Origin of the sequence: Streptacidiphilus sp. EB129, from assembly GCF_041262645.1 — a bacterium.
In the GTDB taxonomy this organism is placed as follows: domain Bacteria; phylum Actinomycetota; class Actinomycetes; order Streptomycetales; family Streptomycetaceae; genus Streptacidiphilus.
The window spans coordinates 14,322-33,824 of sequence record NZ_JBGCCS010000019.1; the positions used below are offsets into that span (position 1 = coordinate 14,322).

The 19,503-nt window shown below is 70.6% G+C and carries 17 protein-coding genes; 9 read left to right on the plus strand and 8 right to left on the minus strand.

Annotated features, from left to right (window positions below):
- Positions 1-147 precede the first annotated feature (147 nt).
- The 6 genes from ABH925_RS22675 to ABH925_RS22700 form a co-directional block, all read right to left on the minus strand.
- Positions 148-936 (minus strand): succinate dehydrogenase iron-sulfur subunit, encoded by a 789-nt coding sequence (locus tag ABH925_RS22675; protein WP_370150625.1) that lies wholly within the window; start codon positions 934-936, stop codon positions 148-150.
- On the minus strand, positions 936-2,690 hold the full coding sequence (gene sdhA, locus ABH925_RS22680; protein WP_370150626.1) for a succinate dehydrogenase flavoprotein subunit: 1,755 nt from the start codon (positions 2,688-2,690) through the stop codon (positions 936-938). Before sdhA ends, ABH925_RS22675 begins: the two co-directional genes overlap by 1 nt.
- A 25-nt stretch (positions 2,691-2,715) precedes the next feature.
- Positions 2,716-3,180: a succinate dehydrogenase hydrophobic membrane anchor subunit gene (locus ABH925_RS22685; RefSeq protein ID WP_370150627.1), complete on the minus strand. Its 465-nt coding sequence runs from the start codon at positions 3,178-3,180 to the stop codon at positions 2,716-2,718.
- Positions 3,181-3,188: 8 nt separating this feature from the next.
- Positions 3,189-3,569, minus strand: coding sequence for a succinate dehydrogenase, cytochrome b556 subunit (sdhC, locus tag ABH925_RS22690; RefSeq protein ID WP_370150628.1), 381 nt, complete (start codon positions 3,567-3,569; stop codon positions 3,189-3,191).
- 286 nt (positions 3,570-3,855) lie between these two features.
- Complete coding sequence (locus tag ABH925_RS22695) at positions 3,856-4,602, minus strand: 2-oxo-4-hydroxy-4-carboxy-5-ureidoimidazoline decarboxylase (protein ID WP_370150629.1); 747 nt, start codon at positions 4,600-4,602, stop codon at positions 3,856-3,858.
- A gap of 157 nt (positions 4,603-4,759) precedes the next feature.
- The gene (locus ABH925_RS22700; protein ID WP_370150630.1) at positions 4,760-5,512 is read right to left on the minus strand and encodes an SDR family NAD(P)-dependent oxidoreductase; all 753 of its coding nucleotides are present in this window, start codon (positions 5,510-5,512) and stop codon (positions 4,760-4,762) included.
- Positions 5,513-5,691: 179 nt separating this feature from the next.
- Between ABH925_RS22700 and ABH925_RS22705 the strand changes: the two genes are divergently transcribed.
- The 8 genes from ABH925_RS22705 (at position 5,692) to ABH925_RS22740 (ending at position 16,392) form a co-directional block, all read left to right on the plus strand.
- Positions 5,692-7,290: a methylmalonyl-CoA mutase gene (locus ABH925_RS22705; protein ID WP_370150631.1), complete on the plus strand. Its 1,599-nt coding sequence runs from the start codon at positions 5,692-5,694 to the stop codon at positions 7,288-7,290.
- A gap of 290 nt (positions 7,291-7,580) precedes the next feature.
- Entirely contained in the window at positions 7,581-8,855 is a 1,275-nt protein-coding gene (locus ABH925_RS22710) for an amidohydrolase (protein WP_370150633.1), read from the plus strand.
- A 156-nt stretch (positions 8,856-9,011) separates the two neighbouring features.
- On the plus strand, positions 9,012-10,109 hold the full coding sequence (locus ABH925_RS22715) for a BMP family protein (protein ID WP_370150634.1): 1,098 nt from the start codon (positions 9,012-9,014) through the stop codon (positions 10,107-10,109).
- Positions 10,110-10,228: 119 nt separating this feature from the next.
- Positions 10,229-11,782, plus strand: a complete 1,554-nt coding sequence (locus ABH925_RS22720; protein ID WP_370150635.1) for an ABC transporter ATP-binding protein — start codon at positions 10,229-10,231, stop codon at positions 11,780-11,782.
- Complete coding sequence (locus ABH925_RS22725; RefSeq protein WP_370150636.1) at positions 11,779-13,224, plus strand: ABC transporter permease; 1,446 nt, start codon at positions 11,779-11,781, stop codon at positions 13,222-13,224. The genes ABH925_RS22720 and ABH925_RS22725 overlap by 4 nt, the downstream gene beginning before the upstream one ends.
- A complete protein-coding gene (locus ABH925_RS22730) occupies positions 13,221-14,522 on the plus strand; it encodes an ABC transporter permease (RefSeq protein WP_370150637.1) in 1,302 nt (433 codons plus the stop codon). Before ABH925_RS22725 ends, ABH925_RS22730 begins: the two co-directional genes overlap by 4 nt.
- A gap of 13 nt (positions 14,523-14,535) precedes the next feature.
- Positions 14,536-14,952 carry a cytidine deaminase gene (locus ABH925_RS22735; protein ID WP_370150638.1) on the plus strand — a complete coding sequence of 139 codons (417 nt, stop codon included), beginning with the start codon at positions 14,536-14,538 and terminating at the stop codon, positions 14,950-14,952.
- A 159-nt stretch (positions 14,953-15,111) separates the two neighbouring features.
- A complete protein-coding gene (locus ABH925_RS22740) occupies positions 15,112-16,392 on the plus strand; it encodes a thymidine phosphorylase (RefSeq protein ID WP_370150640.1) in 1,281 nt (426 codons plus the stop codon).
- A 61-nt stretch (positions 16,393-16,453) separates the two neighbouring features.
- Here the strand turns inward: ABH925_RS22740 and ABH925_RS22745 are convergent, their stop codons facing one another.
- Positions 16,454-17,011: a Uma2 family endonuclease gene (locus tag ABH925_RS22745; RefSeq protein ID WP_370150641.1), complete on the minus strand. Its 558-nt coding sequence runs from the start codon at positions 17,009-17,011 to the stop codon at positions 16,454-16,456.
- A gap of 27 nt (positions 17,012-17,038) precedes the next feature.
- Positions 17,039-18,361 (minus strand): MFS transporter, encoded by a 1,323-nt coding sequence (locus ABH925_RS22750; protein ID WP_370150642.1) that lies wholly within the window; start codon positions 18,359-18,361, stop codon positions 17,039-17,041.
- Positions 18,362-18,454: 93 nt separating this feature from the next.
- On the opposite strand from ABH925_RS22750, the gene ABH925_RS22755 reads away from it, so the two are divergent.
- Positions 18,455-19,399 (plus strand): LysR family transcriptional regulator, encoded by a 945-nt coding sequence (locus ABH925_RS22755; protein ID WP_370150643.1) that lies wholly within the window; start codon positions 18,455-18,457, stop codon positions 19,397-19,399.
- The last annotated feature ends 104 nt before the right edge of the window (positions 19,400-19,503 follow it).

Genomic DNA, 19,503 nt, shown 5'->3' on the forward strand with positions numbered 1-19,503 from the left:
GACCCACCCCCGGACAAACCCCCCGTCCGGACGTGCGGGGCACAACAAAAGGGGCGCGAGGCTCTGCTCGATTAACAGCATGCGCTGCCAACCACGCACCAGGGTGCACGTTCAGCACACACAACAGTTCCCCGCGCCCACAACAAGCTAGAAGCGACGGGTAACGAGAGCCCGCTTCACTTCCTGAATCGCCTTGGTGACCTCGATACCCCGAGGACACGCGTCGGTGCAGTTGAAGGTGGTCCGGCAGCGCCAGACCCCCTCGCGGTCGTTCAGGATCTCCAGCCGCTGCTCCGCACCCTCGTCACGCGAGTCGAAGATGAAGCGGTGCGCGTTGACGATCGCGGCCGGGCCGAAGTACTGGCCGTCGTTCCAGAACACCGGGCAGGACGTGGTGCACGCGGCGCAGAGGATGCACTTGGTGGTGTCCTCGAAGCGCTGCACGTCCTCCTCGGACTGGATCCGCTCGCGGGTCGGCTCGTTCCCGGTGGTGATCAGGAACGGCATCACGTCGCGGTAGGCCTGGAAGAACGGGTCCATGTCCACGACCAGGTCCTTCAGGACCGTGAGGCCCTTGATGGGCTCGATCGTGATCGGCTTCTCCGGGTTGACGTCCTTGATGAGCGTCTTGCAGGCGAGCCGGTTCTTGCCGTTGATCCGCATGGCGTCCGAGCCGCAGACCCCGTGCGCGCAGGAGCGACGGTACGTCAGGGTGCCGTCCTGCTCCCACTTGATGGTGTTGATCGCGTCCAGGACGCGGATCTTCGGGTCCACCGTCAGCTGGTAGTCGACCCAGACGGCGTCCGGGTGCTCCTCCGGGTTGAACCGGCGGATCCGGACGGTGATGGTGATCAGCTCGACCTTGCCGGACTCGGCGGCGTCGAGACCCGCGGAGTGGGGCCCGTTGGCGGGCGCGTCGATGGTGGGGGTGCTCATCAGTACTTACGCTCCATCGGCTGGTAGCGGGTCACCACGACCGGCTTGTAGTCCAGGCGGATGCTGTCCTTGCCGTCAGCGTCCACCTCGCGGTACGCCATGGTGTGCCGCATGAAGTTGACGTCGTCGCGGGTCGGGTAGTCCTCGCGGAAGTGGCCGCCGCGCGACTCCTTGCGGGCGAGCCCGGACACCGCCGTGACCTCGGCCAGGTCGAGCAGGTTGCCCAGCTCCACGGCCTCAAGCAGGTCGGTGTTGTAGCGCTTGCCCTTGTCCATCACCGAGATGTTCTTGTAGCGCTCCTTCAGCGCGGCGATGTCGGCCACCGCCTGCTTCAGGGTCTGCTCGGTGCGGTACACCATCGAGTTGGTGTCCATGGACTGCTGCAGCTCGCTGCGGATGTCCACCACGCGCTCGCTGCCGTTGCCGTTGCGGATCCCCTCCAGCTGCGCCACGACCTGCGCGGCCGGGTTCTCCGGCAGCTCGACGTAGTCGGCCGTCGAGGCGTACTCGGCGGCGGCGATGCCGGCCCGGCGCCCGAAGACGTTGATGTCCAGCAGCGAGTTGGTGCCCAGCCGGTTGGCGCCGTGCACCGACACGCAGGCCACCTCGCCCGCGGCGTAGAGGCCCGGGACGACGGTGTCGTTGTCCATGAGCACCTCGCCCTGGACGTTGGTGGGGATGCCGCCCATGGCGTAGTGCGCGGTCGGCTGGATCGGGATCGGGTCCGTGTAGGGCTCGATACCGAGGTAGGTCCGCGCGAACTCGGTGATGTCCGGGAGCTTGGCGTCCAGCTGCTCCGGCGGAAGGTGCGTCAGGTCCAGGTAGACGTGGTCGCCGTCGAGGCCGCAGCCCCGGCCCTCGCGGATCTCGGTGTAGATCGCCCGGGAGACGACGTCACGCGAGGCCAGGTCCTTCATGACGGGCGCGTACTTCTCCATGAAGCGCTCGCCGTCCTTGTTGCGAAGGATGCCGCCCTCGCCACGCGCGCCCTCGGTGAGCAGGATGCCCATCCGCCAGATGCCCGTCGGGTGGAACTGGAAGAACTCCATGTCCTCCAGCGGCAGCCCGCGCCGGAACGCGGCCGCCTGGCCGTCACCGGTCAGGGTGTGCGCGTTGGAGGTCACCTTGAAGAACTTGCCGTTGCCGCCGGAGGCGAAGATGACGGCCTTGGCCTGGAAGACGTGGATCTCGCCGGTGGCCAGCTCGTAGGCGACGACGCCGGCGGTGCGCTTGACCCCGTCCACGTCGGCCAGCAGCAGGTCCAGGACGTAGAACTCGTTGAAGAACTCCACGCCCTCCTTGACGCAGTTCTGGTACAGCGTCTGGAGGATCATGTGACCGGTGCGGTCCGCGGCGTAGCAGGAGCGGCGCACGGCCGCCTTGCCGTGGTCGCGGGTGTGGCCGCCGAAGCGGCGCTGGTCGATCCGGCCCTCGGGCGTGCGGTTGAACGGCAGGCCCATCTTCTCCAGGTCGAGGACCGCGTCGATGGCCTCCTTCGCCAGGATCTCGGCGGCGTCCTGGTCGACCAGGTAGTCACCACCCTTGACCGTGTCGAAGGTGTGCCACTCCCAGTTGTCCTCCTCGACGTTGGCCAGGGCGGCGGCCATGCCGCCCTGGGCCGCGCCGGTGTGGGAGCGGGTGGGGTAGAGCTTGGTCAGCACGGCGGTGCGGCTGCGCTTGGTCGACTCGATGGCCGCGCGCATGCCGGCGCCGCCGGCGCCGACGATGACGGTGTCGTACTTGTGTACCTGCATGTTCTGCTGCCTCGTCCGTCCGCGCTCAGCTGATACTCGGGTCGAAGGTGAAGATCACCAGGGTGCCCAGCAGCACGGTGAACACCGTGGCGGTCACCAGCAGGACCTTCAACCAGAAGCGGGTGGTGTCGCGCTCCGCGTAGTCGTTGATGACCGTGCGCATGCCGTTCGCGCCGTGGAGCATCGCCAGCCACAGCATCAGCAGATCCCAGGCCTGCCAGAACGGGGACGCCCAGCGGCCGGCCACGAAGGCGAAGCTGATCTTGGTGACACCGCCGTCCAGCACCAGCTGGATCAGCAGGTGGCCCAGTACCAGGAACACCAGCACGATGCCGGACAGCCGCATGAACAGCCAGGCCAGCATCTCGAAGTTGGTGCGCGACTTGCGGCCGGTCCGCTTGGTGCGGGCGCGGGGCGGCTCGATCAGGAACGCGTCCGGGTCGGTGACACCGGCGTCCGTGAGCTCAACGCTGTTGGTCTCGATAGCCATTTCTCGCCTCACCCGAACCAGGTACGAAGGGTCTCGCGCAGGATGGGGTAGAACATCCCACCCATGGTGACCAGCCAGACGCCCACGACGGTCCACAGCATCTGCACCTGGTACTTCGGGCCCTTGGCCCAGAAGTCCACGGCGATGACCCGCAGGCCGTTCAGTGCGTGGAACAGGATGGCGGCCGTCAGGCCGTACTCCATCAGGTTGACCAGCGGGGTCTTGTACGTCGCGATGACCGTGTTGTACGCGTGCGGTGAGACGCGGACGAGAGCGGTGTCGAGAACGTGGGCGAACAGGAAGAAGAAGATGAGGACGCCGGTGACTCGATGAGCCACCCACGACCACATGCCTTCGGCCTGGCCGCGGTACAGCGTTCCAGCCGGCACGGAACAACCCTCCGGAAGCGGGGCGGGGGCTCGGCCGGCATCAGCGTCGGTCGGCCCGGCCGGGTATGGTCCACCGGCCCCGGCCATCGTAGCCACGGGACCAGGCAGTCAGCCCGCCGGGGGTCCACCGTGTGATCAAACAGCCCTGCCCGGCGTAACCCGCAGGTCGGCTGGAGGTCCGTCAGGAACCCGCACGGGGGTCGCTGCCTGCGGCGGCGCGGCCCCGAGGGCCGCGGTCGCCGCTGTTCCGGGGCGGTCCGGTGTGGGAGAGATCACCCCCGCTGTCTCATGTGGCCGCCGAGGCGTGAGACGCGACCAGGTGCTCCAGCCGGCTCAGCGCGATCCGCCGCAGCTCCTCGGCGGCGGTGCTGCGCTCCTCGTCCGGGTCGTTGGACAGCCGGGCGCGCAGGCTCACCAGTACCTGGTCCAGTATCTCCTCGGGCGGGCAGTCGTCCAGGCAGACCACGAACACGTGTCCGTAGCGCGCCTCGTAGGCGGCGTGCGCGGCGCGCAGCGCGGTGCGGGCCGCCGAGCTGCCGGGAGCCCGCATCCCCAGCAGCGGCTGCGGCATGCAGCTCTCGTCGGCCAGAGCCTCCGTCAGATCGGCGAAGGAGAGGTCGTAGGACGCCTCGCTCGCCGCCGCCAGCAGCGCGGGAACGTCCGGGTAGGGGCGGTGCGCCGCCACCCGCAGCGCCCAGCGCCGGCTGCCGCAGCAGGCCAGCAGGGCTTCCTCGGCGGCGCCGAGGGTGGCCTCGTTGAACCGCCGCAGCCCGGAGACGGCGGTGGCCTTGGCTCGTGCCGTGTTCGGCGCGCTGGACGTGTCCGGCTGCGCCGGGATGTCGCTGGCCAGCGGGTCCTCCTCAGTCGAGCGGTGCGGGGCGGGCGGCGCGGCGAGGCTAGTGCAGATCGCCGCTGCCTCCAGCCCAGCTTTCGACCGGGGCGACGGCGGGGGGACGGCTGTGGTTCCTGGGGGTGGAACGGGGTCGGCGGGCGTCAGCGGGGCGAACGGGGGCTCAGCGACCGCTCGCCACAAGGGCGGTCCAAGTCTCGGGCAGTCCGTGCCCCTGCATAAGGATTCACTCGAATTGGCTATCAAGTCGAGACCCTTACGGCCGAATGATGAGATGGCCTCGCCCCGGTGAACGCGCCACGATCAGTTCCGCCCGCTCACCTCGTCCGTTGAGCTCTGCTCACCTCGTTCGGTGCACCTTGTGGTTGGCGGCCTGGGCCAGCGGTCGCACCACCAGCAGGTCCACGTTGACGTGGGCCGGACGGGTGACCGTCCAGGCGATGGTGTCGGCGACGTCCTCCGCCGTCAGCGGCTCGGCCACGCCGTCGTACACCGCCGCCGCCCGGTCCGCGTCGCCGCCGAAGCGGGTCAGCGCGAACTCGTCGGTACGGACCATGCCGGGGGCGATCTCGATCACCCGCACCGGCTCGCCCACCAGCTCCAGCCGCAGCGTCGCCGCGATCGCGTGCTCCGCGGCCTTGGCCGCGACATAGCCGCCGCCGCCCTCGTAGGCCGCGAAGGCGGCGGTGGAGGAGAGGATCAGCACCGTCCCGGCCCCGGAGGCCCGCAGCGGCGCCAGCAGCGCCTGGGTCACGTTCAGCGTGCCCAGGACGTTGACCTCGTACATCCGGCGCCAGTCCGCCGGGTCGCCGTCGGCCACCGACTCCGCACCGAAGGCCCCGCCGGCGTTGTTCACCAGCACGTCCACCCGGTCCAGCGAGGCGGCGAAGGCGTCCACCGCGGCGCGGTCGGTGACGTCCAGCGGCCGGGCCTCGCCGCCGATCTCCTTGGCCAGCGCCTCGATCCGGTCCGCCCGCCGGGCCGCCAGCACCACCCGGAAGCCCTCCTCGGCCAGCCTGCGCGCGGTCGCCGCCCCGATCCCGCTGCTGGCCCCGGTGACCACGGCGACCCTGCCCTCGAACCGACCTGTCATCTCGTCATACCTCCGGTCTCGTGCCTCTGTCTGGACCAGGGTAGGGACCAGGGTGCGGAGGCCTGTGACGTACCTCCCAGCGGATGCGGCTGTCGCGGTGTGCGCGCCATCATTACAGTGCGTAGCGAAGTAGACGTTAATCGCCGCTAACACCGTCAGCATCCCCGCGGAGGACCCCCATGGCCCGCCAGACCGGCTCACGAATGTCCGAATCGGGTCTGCCCATCGAGCCCGTCTACGGACCTGAGACGCAGCAGGGCTGGGATCCCGCCGAGAAGCTGGGTGAGCCCGGCCGGTACCCGTTCACCCGGGGCGTCTACCCGACCATGTACACCGGCAAGCCCTGGACCATGCGGCAGTACGCGGGCTTCGGCACCGCCGCGGAGTCCAACGCGCGCTACAAGCAGCTGATCGCCAACGGCACCATGGGGCTCTCGGTCGCCTTCGACCTGCCGACCCAGATGGGCTACGACTCGGACGCGGTCATCGCCTCCGGCGAGGTCGGCAAGGTCGGGGTGGCGATCGACTCGGTCGAGGACATGGGCGTGCTCCTCGGCGGCATCCCGCTGGGCGAGGTGTCCACGTCGATGACCATCAACGCGCCCGGCTCGCTGCTGCTGCTGATGTACCAGCTGGTGGGCGAGGCGCAGGGGGTGGCGCCGGGGCGGCTGACCGGGACGATCCAGAACGACGTGCTCAAGGAGTACATCGCCCGGGGCACCTACATCTTCCCGCCCAAGCCCTCGCTGCGGCTGATCTCGGACATCTTCCAGTACTGCCGCGCCGAGATCCCCAAGTGGAACACCATCTCCATCTCCGGCTACCACATGGCCGAGGCGGGGGCGACGCCCGCGCAGGAGATCGCCTTCACCCTCGCCAACGGCATCGAGTACGTCCGCACCGCGGTCGCGGCCGGCATGGACGTGGACGACTTCGCGCCGCGGCTCTCCTTCTTCTTCGTCTCCCGCACCACGCTGCTGGAGGAGGTCGCCAAGTTCCGCGCGGCCCGCCGGATCTGGGCCCGGGTGATGCGCGACCAGTTCCACGCGAAGAACCCCAAGTCGCAGATGCTGCGCTTCCACACCCAGACCGCCGGGGTGCAGCTGACCGCGCAGCAGCCCGAGGTCAACCTGGTCCGGGTGTCGGTCCAGGCGCTGGCGGCGGTGCTGGGCGGCACCCAGTCGCTGCACACCAACTCCTTCGACGAGGCCATCGCGCTGCCCACCGAGAAGTCCGCCCGGCTGGCGCTGCGGACCCAGCAGGTGCTGGCCTACGAGACCGACGTCACCGCCACCGTGGACCCGTTCGCCGGCTCCTACGTGGTGGAGCGGATGACCGACGAGGTCGAGGCGGCGGCGCTGGAGCTGATGCGCAAGGTCGAGGACATGGGCGGGGCGGTGGCCGGCATCGAGCGCGGCTACCAGAAGTCCGAGATCGAGCGCAGCGCCTACCAGGTGGCGCTGCAGACCGACTCCGGCGAGCGCACCGTGGTCGGGGTGAACCGTTTCCAGCAGGAGACCGAGGACCCGTACGAGCCGTTGCGGGTCGACCCGGCGATCGAGCTGCGGCAGGCCGGGCGGCTGGCGAAGCTGCGGGCCGACCGCGACAGCGCGGCCGTGGACCGGGCCCTGTCGGCGCTGCGCCGGGCCGCGGAGACCTCCTCGGAGAATGTGCTTCCCCCGATGAAGCAGGCGCTCGCCGCCCGGGCCACCGTCGGCGAGACCTGCGACGCGCTCCGCCAGGTGTGGGGCACCTACGTTCCGTCCGACAGCTTCTGAGCCGACGGGACCTGCGACCGCCGGCCTGACCTCAGGTCAGGCCGGCCCTTTGTGACGTAGTACGTCCCGGCGCGGTCATCCCCTCGCAGTGATCCACGTCACTCCCTGGCACCCGTGCCTTCGCGGTGTGCCACTCGTTGGCGGTGTGTCCGGCCACGTCAGGGAGGGGCGCAAGAAAGATGTCATACCCATCGTCGCGCGGTCTATGCGCCGAGCGGGGGACTTCCGTCCCTTCCGGCGGTACGGATTCCGTTGATCTCCTGCCCCAGTCGCCCCAGAGCCGTAGCCTTGTGGAGGTGAGCCAGTCATCTGACGGTGCGTCCGCCTCCCCGAGCAGTCCCGCGAGCAGTCCGGCCAGCGGTCCCATCAGCCTCTCCGCCCGGGTCCGCGAGCTGGTCCCCGAGCTGGTGGAGATCCGCCGTGACCTGCACCGCCACCCCGAGCTGGGTCGGCAGGAGCTACGTACCACCGCGCTGCTCAAGGCGCGCCTGGAGCGGGCCGGGCTCTCGCCCCGGGTGCTCCCCGGCGGGACCGGCCTGATCTGCGACATCCGTCCGGACCGCGCTGACATCCGTGCGGACCGCGCCGCGCCGGACGCCCCGCTGCTGGCCTTCCGGGCGGACATCGACGCGCTGCCGATCGACGACGCCAAGCCCGCGAGCGTCCCGTACCGCTCGACCGTGCCGGGCCGGGCGCACGCCTGCGGCCACGACGTGCACACCACCGTGGTGCTGGGCCTGGCGCTGGTGCTGGCCCGCGCCGCCCGTGAGCGGCGGCTGGCCCGCCCGGTCCGGTTGATCTTCCAGCCCGCCGAGGAGGTCATGCCCGGCGGCGCGCTGGACGTGATCGAGGCCGGCGGCATGGACGGCGTCGAGCGGATCTTCGCGGTGCACTGCGACCCCAAGGTCGAGGTCGGCCGGATCGGCCTCCGGGTCGGCGCGATCACCTCCGCCTGCGACCGGCTGGTGCTCTCCCTGGACGGCCCGGGCGGTCACACCGCCCGTCCGCATCTGACCACCGATCTGGTCGCGGCCATCGCCAGGACGGCCGCCGAACTGCCCGGTGCGCTGGGGCGGCGGATGGACCCGCGCTGGGGCGTCAGCCTGGTCTGGGGCCGGATCGCGAGCGGTTCCGCCGCCAACGTGATCCCGCAGCACGCCGAACTGGAGGGGACGGTCCGCTGCCTGGAGCTGGCCGGCTGGTACGAGGCCCCGGGGGCGATCGAGGAACTGGTCGGGCAGATCGCCGAGACCTGTCGGGCCAAGTGGGTGCTGGACTACCACCGGGGTGTGCCGCCGGTGGTGAACGAGGCCGTGTCGGTCGAGATGTTCCGCGCGGCGATGGACGCCGGCCTCGGCCCCGGCCGGGTGGAGGGCACCGAGCAGAGCCTGGGCGGCGAGGACTTCTCCTGGTACCTGGAGAAGGTGCCCGGTGCGCTGGCCCGACTGGGTGTCCGCGGACCCGCCGAGACCGGCTCGCGCGACCTCCACCAGGGCAGCTTCGACGTCGACGAAGGGGCGATCGGCGTCGGCGTGGAACTGTTCTCGGCACTCGCCCTGGGATGACACGCGCGAGCTCCGGACAGCCGAGGAGGCGCCTCGGCAAGGGGTGTATGCGACGATCTGATAACGCCCAAGCGTACGTAACACAATCGTGTTCTACGCGCGTTAACGTCGCATTCAATCCGCGCAGGTTCGGTGCGCGTCGACCAAGGAGACATGATGAGGAAGCCCCTCGCTCTCGTGGCGGTAGCGGCAGCGGTCGCCCTGACCGCCTCGGCCTGTGGATCGAAGCCGGTGTCGACGAGCGGCTCCGGTTCCAGCTCCAGCGCGGCCTCCGGCAGCGCCGCGTCCTTCAAGGCCTGCATGGTCACCGACACCGGTGGCCTCGACGACCACTCCTTCAACGCTGAGTCCTGGGCCGGCATGCAGGACGCCGCCAAGGCCAACAGCAACATCACCGTGCAGAACGCCACCTCGGCCACCGAGAACGACTACGCCAGCAACATCGCCGGCTTCGTCTCGGCCGGCTGCAAGCTGATCGTGACCGTCGGTTTCGCGATGAACGACGCCACCGTGGCCTCCGCGAAGAAGAACCCGACCCAGCACTACTCCATCGTCGACAACACCTCGACGGCGCCGCAGGTCAAGGGTCTGGAGTTCAACACCGCGCAGGGCGCGTTCCTCGGCGGCTACTTCGCTGCGGGGATGACCAAGACCGGCAAGGTGGCGACGTTCGGCGGCGCCAACTACCCGACCGTGACCGTCTACATGGACGGCTTCTGGGAGGGCGTGCAGTACTACAACCAGCAGCACAACACCAAGGTCCAGGTCCTCGGCTGGGACGAGACCAAGCAGGCCGGCACCTTCGACCCGACCCAGAGCTTCACCGACCAGGCCGGCGGCAAGCAGATCGCCGCGACCTTCCAGTCGCAGGGTGCGGACATCGTCTTCCCGGTCGCCGGCGGCACCGGCATCGGCGCGCTCGCCCAGGCCCAGGCCAGCGGCGGCAAGCTGAACGCGATCTGGGTCGACGACGACGGCTTCGTCTCCAACCCGGCCTACGGCTCGGTCATCATGACCTCCGTGACCAAGGGCATCGCCACCGCGGTCAGCAGCGCCGTCACCGACGCGGCCGCCGGCAACTTCTCGGCCACCCCGTTCGTCGGCACGCTGGCCAACAACGGCACCGGCCTGGCCCCGTACCACGACTTCGAGTCGAAGGTCCCGGCCAGCCTGACCAGCGAGCTCAGCACGGTCAAGCAGGGCATCATCGCCGGCACCATCAAGATCACCTCGAAGAACCAGCCCACCAGCTGACCGAGGGCCACTGCCTGCGGGCGCGCCCGGCGCGCCCGCACGGCCTTTCCTGTCCACAAAGACCTCGATAGCTTTCGCCGACCCGACAACGATGCGCGGCGTGAGGGGTGTGTTCACAAGTGCGTCTGGAATTGCGCGGTATCACCAAGCGATTCGGTCCGCTGGTCGCCAACGACCACATCGACCTGACCGTCGAACCCGGCGAGATCCACTGCCTGCTGGGTGAGAACGGCGCCGGCAAGTCGACCCTGATGAACGTCCTGTACGGGCTGTACCAGCCCGAGGAGGGCGAGATCCTGGTCGACGGGGTCGCCAGGACCTTCAACGGCCCGCGCGACGCGATCGCCAACGGGATCGGCATGGTGCACCAGCACTTCATGCTGGTTCCGGTCTTCACCGTGGCGGAGAACGTGATCCTGGGTGACGAGGACGAGCTCGGCGCCCGGCCGGGACCGCTCGGCCTGCTGGACCGCCGCCGGGCCCGCAAGCACGTGCGCGAGGTGTCCGAGCGCTACGGGCTGCCGGTCAACCCCGACGCACTGGTCGAGGACCTCCCGGTCGGCGTGCAGCAGCGCGTCGAGATCGTCAAGGCCCTGGTCAGGGACGCGCAGACGCTCATCCTGGACGAGCCCACCGCCGTACTCACGCCGCAGGAGATCGAGGATCTCTTCACGGTGATGAACTCGCTGCGCGAGGCCGGCAAGTCGATCGTCTTCATCACCCACAAGCTCAAAGAGGTCAAGGCGATCGCCGACCGGATCACCGTGATCCGCCGCGGCGCCGTCGTGGGCGAGGCCTCCCCGACGTCCAGCGAGCAGGACCTGGCCTCGCTGATGGTCGGCCGCTCGGTGCGGCTGGTGGTCGAGAAGCAGCCGAAGACCCCCGGTGCCGCCTCCTTCAAGGTCGAGAACCTGACCATCAGGGACCAGCACGGCAACGCCGCCGTCGACGACGTCTCCTTCACCGTCCACGACGGCGAGATCCTCGGCATCGCCGGCGTGCAGGGCAACGGCCAGTCCGAGCTCGCCGAGGCGATCCTCGGCCTGGCGCCGGTCGAGTCCGGGTCGATCAACCTGGACGGGACCGAACTGGTCGGCCTGACGCCGCGCCAGGCCCTGGACACCGGCATCGGGTTCATCCCCGAGGATCGCGGTCACGACGGCGTGGTCGGCGAGTTCACCATCGCCGAGAACCTGGTGCTGGACCTCTACAAGTCGGCGCCCTTCGGCAAGGGGCTGTCCATCGACCTCTCCGAGATCCAGAAGAACGCCAAGCAGCGGATCGAGGAGTTCGACATCCGCCCGACCGCGCCCGGGCACCCGGCCGGGAAACTGTCCGGCGGCAACCAGCAGAAGGTCGTGGTGGCCCGCGAGCTCTCCCGGCCGCTGCGGTTGCTGGTCGCCCAGCAGCCCACCCGGGGTGTGGACGTCGGCGCGATGGAGTTCATCCACAAGCGGATCGTCGCCGAGCGCGACCAGGGCCGGCCCGTGGTGGTCGTGTCCACCGAGCTGGACGAGGTACTCGCCCTGGCGGACAAGGTCGCGGTGATGTACCGCGGCAAGATCGTCGCCACGGTCCCGCCGGACACCTCACGTGAAGCGATCGGCCTGCTCATGGCTGGGATCACCAACGACGACGCAGCACCGACGAACACGGAGGAGGCGACCTCATGACCACGCCCACCCCGGACAACAGCGAGTCCGACGAGCAGGGCAAGGCCGCCCCGGACTCGTCCACCCCCGCGGAGCCCACCCCGACCGAGCCGACGCCGGCTGAGCCCGCTCCGGCCGAGCCGACGCCGGCCGAGGCGGAGACGCCCGCCCCGGCCCAGGCTCCGGCCGAGCCGGTCGCGGCAGACCGAAGCCTCGGCACCGTGGTGCGCAACGTCTTCACCGCCGACAACAGCGCGGTGGTCACCTTCCTCGCCATCGTCCTCTCCCTGGCCGTCGGCGCGGTGCTGATCGTGCTGTCGAACACCGGGACGATGGACAAGGCCGGCTACTTCTTCGCCAGCCCCGGCGACTTCTTCTCCTCCGCCTGGCAGGACATCTCCAGCGCCTACTCCTCGCTCTTCAAGGGCGCGATCTTCGACCCCTCGACGCTGTCCGGGACCCCGGCACAGTTCTTCGGGCCGATCACCACCACGCTGGAGTACGCCACTCCGCTGATCTTCGGCGGACTCGGCATCTCGGTCGCGTTCCGGGCCGGGATGTTCAACATCGGCGGCCAGGGCCAGACCATCGTCGGGGCGATCTTCACCTCGTACGTGGCCTTCCAGTGGACCTCGCTGCCCGGGGTACTGCACCTGCTGGTCACGGTCGTGGCCGGTCTGGTCGGCGGGATGCTCTACGCCGGTGTCGTCGGCTGGCTCAAGGCCAGGCGAGGCGCGCACGAGGTCATCGTCACGATCATGCTCAACTACGTTGCCCTGTTCTTCCTGGGCAGCTACCTGCTGAGCACCTCGGTGTTCCACGACCCGGCGCACGCAGGTCAGGCGATCTCCAAGCCCGCCTCGCCGAGCGCGGTGCTGCCGCACCTGTTCGGCTCCTCACTCAACACCGACGTGGGCCTGCTGCTCGCCCTGGCCGCGACCTTCGGGGTGGCCTGGTTCTTCCGCCGCTCCAAGCTCGGATTCGAGGTGCGGGCGGTGGGTCTGACCCCGAGTGCCGCACGGACGGCCGGCATCAACGTCGGCCGGGTGCAGATCGCCTCGATGATGATCTCCGGTGCGCTGATGGGCATGATCGGCGTGACCCAGACCATCGGTCTGGCGAACCCCAACAACAACTCGATCGCCCCCAACATCGACGCGGGGCTCGGCTTCGCCGCGATCACCGTGGCACTGCTGGGCCGTACCAAGCCCTGGGGAGTGGTCTGGGCCGCCCTGCTGTTCGGGGCGCTCCAGGCCGGTGGCGCGCTGATGCAGACCCAGGCGCAGGTCTCGATCGAGATCATCACCGTGGTCCAGGCCCTGATCGTCATCTTCGTCGCGGCACCCCGGCTGGTTGCGGAGATCTTCCGGCTGCGCGAGTCCAAGGTCGTCGAGGGTCCGGCTTCGCCGACCCCGCCGAGCCCCGATCCCTTCCACACGACGACCGCCGGAGACCAGGCATGACCACCGCTTCCACCCTGACCGGGAACGGCACGGCCGGTACCCCGTTGGTCAAGACCGACCGCCGTTCCAAGCTGGTCGGCGGCATCGCCCAGGCCGTCGTCGGGCTCTACGGCCTGTGGGCGTTCGGCCTCGGCTCGCGCACCGCCCACGGCGCGCACACGCTCTTCGCGCTCAAGCTGGACCCCACCGCGAGTGGCCCCAGCCCGTTCTCGGCGCCGGCCCAGCCCTGGGCGATCGCGCTGACAAGCATCGCCGTCATCTGTGGTCTGGTCAGGGCCTTCGCCCCGATCTCGGCGAAGACGCAACGCTGGCTGGCGGCGGTCTACTACGCCTCGTTCGTGCTGGCGTTCCTGGTCTGGGCCGCGGCCGGGACCGGCGGGCTGAACGTTCCCTCGATCATCCAGCAGGCAACCATCGGTGCGGTGCCGCTGGTTCTGGGTTCCCTCAGTGCGCTGCTCTGCGAGCGCTCCGGCGTGGTGAACATCGCGGTCGAGGGCCAGTTCCTCTTCGGGGCCTTCTCCGCCGCGCTGACCGCGTCGATCACCCACTCCGTGTGGGCGGGCCTGGTCGCGGGCTGCTTGGGCGGTGCGCTGATGTGCGCGCTGCTGGCGGTCCTGGCGAACCGGTACCTGATCGAACAGGTCGTCCTCGGCGTCGTGCTCAACCTGCTGGCCTCCGGCATCACCGGCTTCCTCTACGACCGGCTGATGTCCACCAACGGCGCGGCCTACAACACGCCGCCGGGCTTCCAGCCGCTGGCCATCCCCGGCCTGTCGAGGATCCCCGTCATCGGCGCCGCGCTGTTCGACGAGAACATCCTCTTCTACGCGGCCTACCTGCTGGTCCCGATCATCTGGTTCCTGCTCTTCCGCACCCGCTGGGGCCTGCGCACCCGCGCGGTCGGCGAGCACCCGACCGCGGCGGACACCGTCGGTATCAAGGTCATCGGGCTGCGCTACCGCAACGTCATCACCGCGGGTCTGCTGTCCGGCCTCGGCGGCGTCTGGCTGACCCTGGGCCTGGACAGCCAGTTCGGCAAGGACATGAGCGACGGCAAGGGCTACATCGCCATCGCGGCCCTGATCGTCGGACGCTGGTCGCCGTACGGGGCGCTGGGCGCGGCGATGCTGTTCGGTTTTGCCACCGAGCTCAACGTGGCGCTGTCGCCGCTGGGCACGCCGATTCCCGGCGCGTTCCTGTCGATGGCCCCGTACCTGGTCACGATCTTCGTGGTCGCGGCGATCGGCGGGATGGCGCGGCCGCCGGCGGCGTCCGGCAAGCCGTACGTCAAGGGCTGAGAGGGCGGTTCGAGTGACGAGCGATCAGGCAGGCACCGGCGACCGGGCGGCCGTCGACTGGGACGCCCTGCGTGCGGAGGCCCGGGCCGCGATGGCCCGCGCCTACGCCCCGTACTCCGGCTTCCCGGTCGGCGCCGCGGCGCTGGTCGAGGACGGACGGATCGTCAGTGGCTGCAACGTCGAGAACGCCTCGTACGGGCTCGCGCTCTGCGCCGAGTGCGGACTGGTCTCGGCGCTGCAGCTCAGCGGCGGCGGCCGGCTGGTCGCCTTCACCTGCTGCGACGGCGAGGGCGCGGTGCTGATGCCCTGCGGGCGCTGCCGGCAACTGCTGTGGGAGCACGGCGGAGCGGAGCTGCTGGTGGAGTCGTCGTCCGGGATCCGCCCGCTGGCCGAGCTGCTGCCGGACGCCTTCGGCCCGGAGCGGCTGTGACTTCCGGGCGGCTGTGACTTCCCCGGCGCTGTGACCTCCCCAGATCGCATGCAACGCGCGTAGAGTGGCGCGGTACGGACTCCCGTACCGCGCCACTGTGCTGTTCCCCCTTGCTTCCTTGCCCATTCGGGCCCTTTCGTCCGCCTTCGAGGAGATTTCATGGACGCCATCTCCGTCATCCGCTCCAAGCGCGACCGCGCCGAGTTGACCGACGCTCAGATCGACTGGGTGATCGACGCCTACACCCGTGGCGAGGTCGCCGACGAGCAGATGTCAGCGCTGGCCATGGCGATCCTGCTGAACGGCATGAACCTGCGGGAGATCAGCCGCTGGACCGACGCGATGATCCGCTCGGGCGTGCGGATGGACTTCTCCTCGCTGCCGCTGCCGACCTCCGACAAGCACTCCACCGGCGGTGTCGGCGACAAGATCACGCTGCCGCTGGCGCCGCTGGTCGCCGCCTGCGGCGCGGCCGTCCCGCAGCTGTCCGGACGCGGCCTCGGCCACACCGGCGGCACCCTGGACAAGCTGGAGTCCATCCCCGGCTGGCGGGCGCTGCTCTCCAACGATGAGATGATGCACGTGCTGCGCGAGGCCGGTGCGGTCATCTGCGCGGCCGGCGACGGCCTCGCCCCGGCCGACAAAAAGCTCTACGCGCTGCGTGACGTGACCGGGACGGTCGAGGCGATCCCGCTGATCGCCAGCAGCATCATGTCCAAGAAGATCGCCGAGGGCACCGGCGCCCTGGTCCTGGACGTCAAGGTCGGCTCCGGCGCGTTCATGAAGAACCTGGACGACGCCCGCGAACTCGCCCGCACCATGGTCGGCCTGGGCACCACGGCGGGGGTCAACACCGTCGCCCTGCTCACCGACATGTCCACCCCGCTGGGCCTGACCGCGGGCAACGCCCTGGAGGTCCGCGAGTCGGTCGAGGTGCTGGCCGGCGGCGGCCCGGCCGACGTGGTCGAGCTGACCATCGCCCTGGCCCGGGAGATGCTCGCCGCGGCGGGCGTGCGCGGCGGCAAGGACCCTGAGGCGGCGCTCAAGGACGGCTCCGCGATGGACCACTGGCGCCGCATGATCTCCGCGCAGGGCGGCGACGTCGATGCGCCGCTGCCGGTGGCCCGCGAGCAGTATGTGCTCACCGCCCCCGCCTCCGGCGTGCTCACCGAGCTCGACGCCTACTCCGTCGGCGTCGCCGCCTGGCGCCTCGGCGCGGGCCGCGCCCGCAAGGAGGACCCGGTGCAGGCCGGCGCGGGCGTCGAGATCCACGCCAAGCCCGGCGCCACGGTCACCGCCGGCCAGCCGCTGCTGACCCTGCACACCGACACCCCGGAGCGCTTCGAGTACGCCCTGGAGGCCCTCGGCACCGGCATCACCGTCGCCGCCCCGGGCGCGGCCTACCAGCCCACCCCGATCATCCTCGACCGCATCGCCTGACCCCCGCCCCACCCCGGTGCCCCGTCGGCCAACCGCCGACGGGGCCACTGTCGTGCCCCGCCTACTTGGCGTAGGTGAGCAGCTGGCTGGTGTCGATGCGCCAGGGGCCGACGGAGACGGTGTCGCCGAAGGCGAACTTCTCGCGGTTGGCATACCTGGGCTGGGAGTGGACGATGCCGGTGCCGTCACGGGGATCCACGATGAGGTAGAGCGGGATGCCCATGGTGGCGTAGTCCCTGACCTTGTCCTCGTAGTCGTTCTCGGGGTTCGACTTCGAGACGATCTCGACGGCGAGCAGGACGGCGGCGGGGTGCATCGCTGCCGCGTCCTCCTCCAGAACTGACTCCGGGAACACCATGAGATCCGGGTGGCGCAGCCGGCCCAATCCGATGTCCTCCAGGTCGGCGCCGGCGTGGGCCACGTAACCCGGATGGGTCCGGCTCAACTGGTCGTTGAGCTGCCTGCCGATCCTGACGACCGCCAGCTCGTGCCGTCTGACCGGGGAGAGCGTCAGGACGATCTGGCCGTTGGCGATCTCCACATGCCCTATGCCCGGGATCTGCGGCAGTTGGTCGGCGAACTCGCGCAGCCGGGCATACGTGGCGGCGTTGACGGTCATGGGCTGAGCCTAACGAGCCGCCGCGGGCTAGCGGGCGGCGGCGACTACGCGGGTGGTGGTGCGGGCGTGGACGGTGCCGTAGAGGGTGATGCCGGCGGCGATGGTCATGGCGGCGAGGCCCACCACGACCGTGGCGTCCCAGCCGCGGCCGTGGTAGGCGTCGGCGCCGAAGGTGCCGCCGAGGCTGTTGCCCAGGTAGTAGGCCGCCAGGTAGAGCGCGGAGGCCTGGGCGCGGCCGTGGGTGGCGGTGCGGCCGACCGAGGCCGAGGCCACGCAGTGGCCGGTGAAGAACCCGGCGGTGATCAGCACCAGCCCCAGCAGCGCGGTGGGCAGCGAGTCCGGGAGGGTGAGCAGCAGTCCCGCCGAGGTGGTGCCGATGGCGAGGTAGAGGGTGCCGCGGCGGCCGAACCGCCCGGTGATCCGGGCCGAGAGCGCCGAGGCGAAGGTGCCGACCAGGTAGACCGCGAAGATGGAGCTGGCCAGTCCCTGGGACAGGTCGAAGGGCGCCGCGACCAGCCGGTAGCCCATCACCGTGTAGACCGCGCCGAACACCGTCATGAACAGCAGCCCGAGCGCGAACAGCCGTCCCAGCAGCGGGTCGCGCAGATGCGAGGTGACCGTGCGCAGCAGCGCGGCCGGGTTGATCGGGCCGGGGCGGAAGTGGCGGGCCCGGGGGATCAGCACCCGGAAGGCGATCGCGCAGAGCAGGGCGAGGATCGCGACCGAGGCCAGGCCCCAGCGCCAGCCGAAGGAGCCGGCCACGATCCCGGAGACCAGCCGTCCGCTCATGCCGCCGATGCTGTTGCCGGCGACGTACAGGCCCATCGCGGCCGGCAGCGCCGAGGGGTGAACCTCCTCGGCGAGGTAGGCCATCGCGGTGGCCGGCAGTCCGGCCAGGGCCACGCCCTGGAGCGCGCGCAGCGCGGTCAGCGTGACCAGGTCCGGCGCGAACGGCAGCATCAGCGCGATGGCGGCGGCGCTGAACACCGAGGCGGTCATCACCGCGGTGCGGCCGTACTTCTCGGACAGTGCGCTGACCGGGATGACGGCCAGGGCCAGGCCGATGGCCGCGGCCGAGACGGTGAGGCTGGCCTGGCCGGGCGTCAGCCGCATGGCCTCGGAGAGCGAGGGGAGCAGCGCCTGGGTCGAGTACAGCAGCAGGAAGGTGGCCAGCCCCGCGCCGAACAGCGCCAGCTGCGTGCGTCGCAGGCCCCGGCTGCCGGGGAGGTGACGCAGGTCGGCGGTGGCGCCGGGGGAGGCGGAGCCGGTGGGAGTCGTGGTGGTGGTGGACGACGGGGTGAGGGCATCCGACGGCCGACCGTCGAACGCCCCGCCAGTGGCAGGCGGCATACCGCAAAACTAGGATCGGCGGTCTGATGCGTCCAATGCCCCGACCGTGGATGATTCATACGACAGGGTATGAGTCGAGGTCAGTGGGGTGGCATGCAACAGGGACGTGACGCAGAAGATACCCCCGCGATCACCGAGGACGCGCTCCGGCTCGCCCCGCTGCTGGCGCAGTTCGCCGCCGTGGCCCGGCGCGAGCACGTCACCCGGGCCGCCGCCGAGCTGGGCATGCCGCAGCCGACCCTGAGCCGCGCGATGGCGCGGCTGGAGCAGGAGTTGGACGTCGCCCTGCTGGCCCGCGAGGGCCGTACGGTGCGGCTGACCAGGGCCGGGGGGATCTTCCTGGCCGCGGTGGAGCGCGCGCTCGCCGAGGTGGAGCGCGGGGCGGAGGACGCACGCGCGGAGGCCGACCCGGAGGGCGGCCGGGTGGCGTTCGGATTCCTGCACACCATGGGCTCGGAGGCGGTGCCGTCACTGCTGCGCGGCTTCCGGGCGGAGTACCCCAAGGTGCGCTTCCAGCTGGTGCAGGACTACACCGACTCGATGCTGCAGCGGCTGCGGGAGGGCGAGTTGGACCTCTGCCTGGTGTCGCCCCGGCCGGAGGGGCCGGAACTGACGTCCCGTCGGCTCGGCGAGCAGCGGCTGCGGCTGGTGGTGCCGGCCGACCACCGGCTGGCCTCGCGGCAGCGGGTCCGGCTGCGGGAGGTGGCCGAGGAGGCCTTCGTCACCCTGGAACCCGGGTACGGGCTGCGCCGGACCACCGACGCGCTGTGCGCGGAGGCGGGGTTCGCGCCCCGGGTGTCCTTCGAGGGCGAGGAGGCGGAGACGCTGCGCGGGCTGGTCGCGGCGGGCCTGGGCGTCGCGGTGCTGCCGCCGTCGACGGCGCCCCGGCCGGACGTCGCCGAGCTCCACCTCACCTCCCCGGGCGCCCGCCGCGAGATCGCGCTGGCCTGGGTGACCGGCCGCGCGCTCACCCGGCCGGCCGAGGCGTTCCGGGCCCATGTGCTCTCGGTCCGCGACCGCCTGCCGCTGCACAGCTGACCCGCCGGCCGGCCGGCCGCCACGCGGGGGTCGCCGCCGCACGGCGGGGCGGACCAGGCGCTCCGGCGGCGGCCGGCCGCCGGTTCGGCGATTCGTTGCCGAAT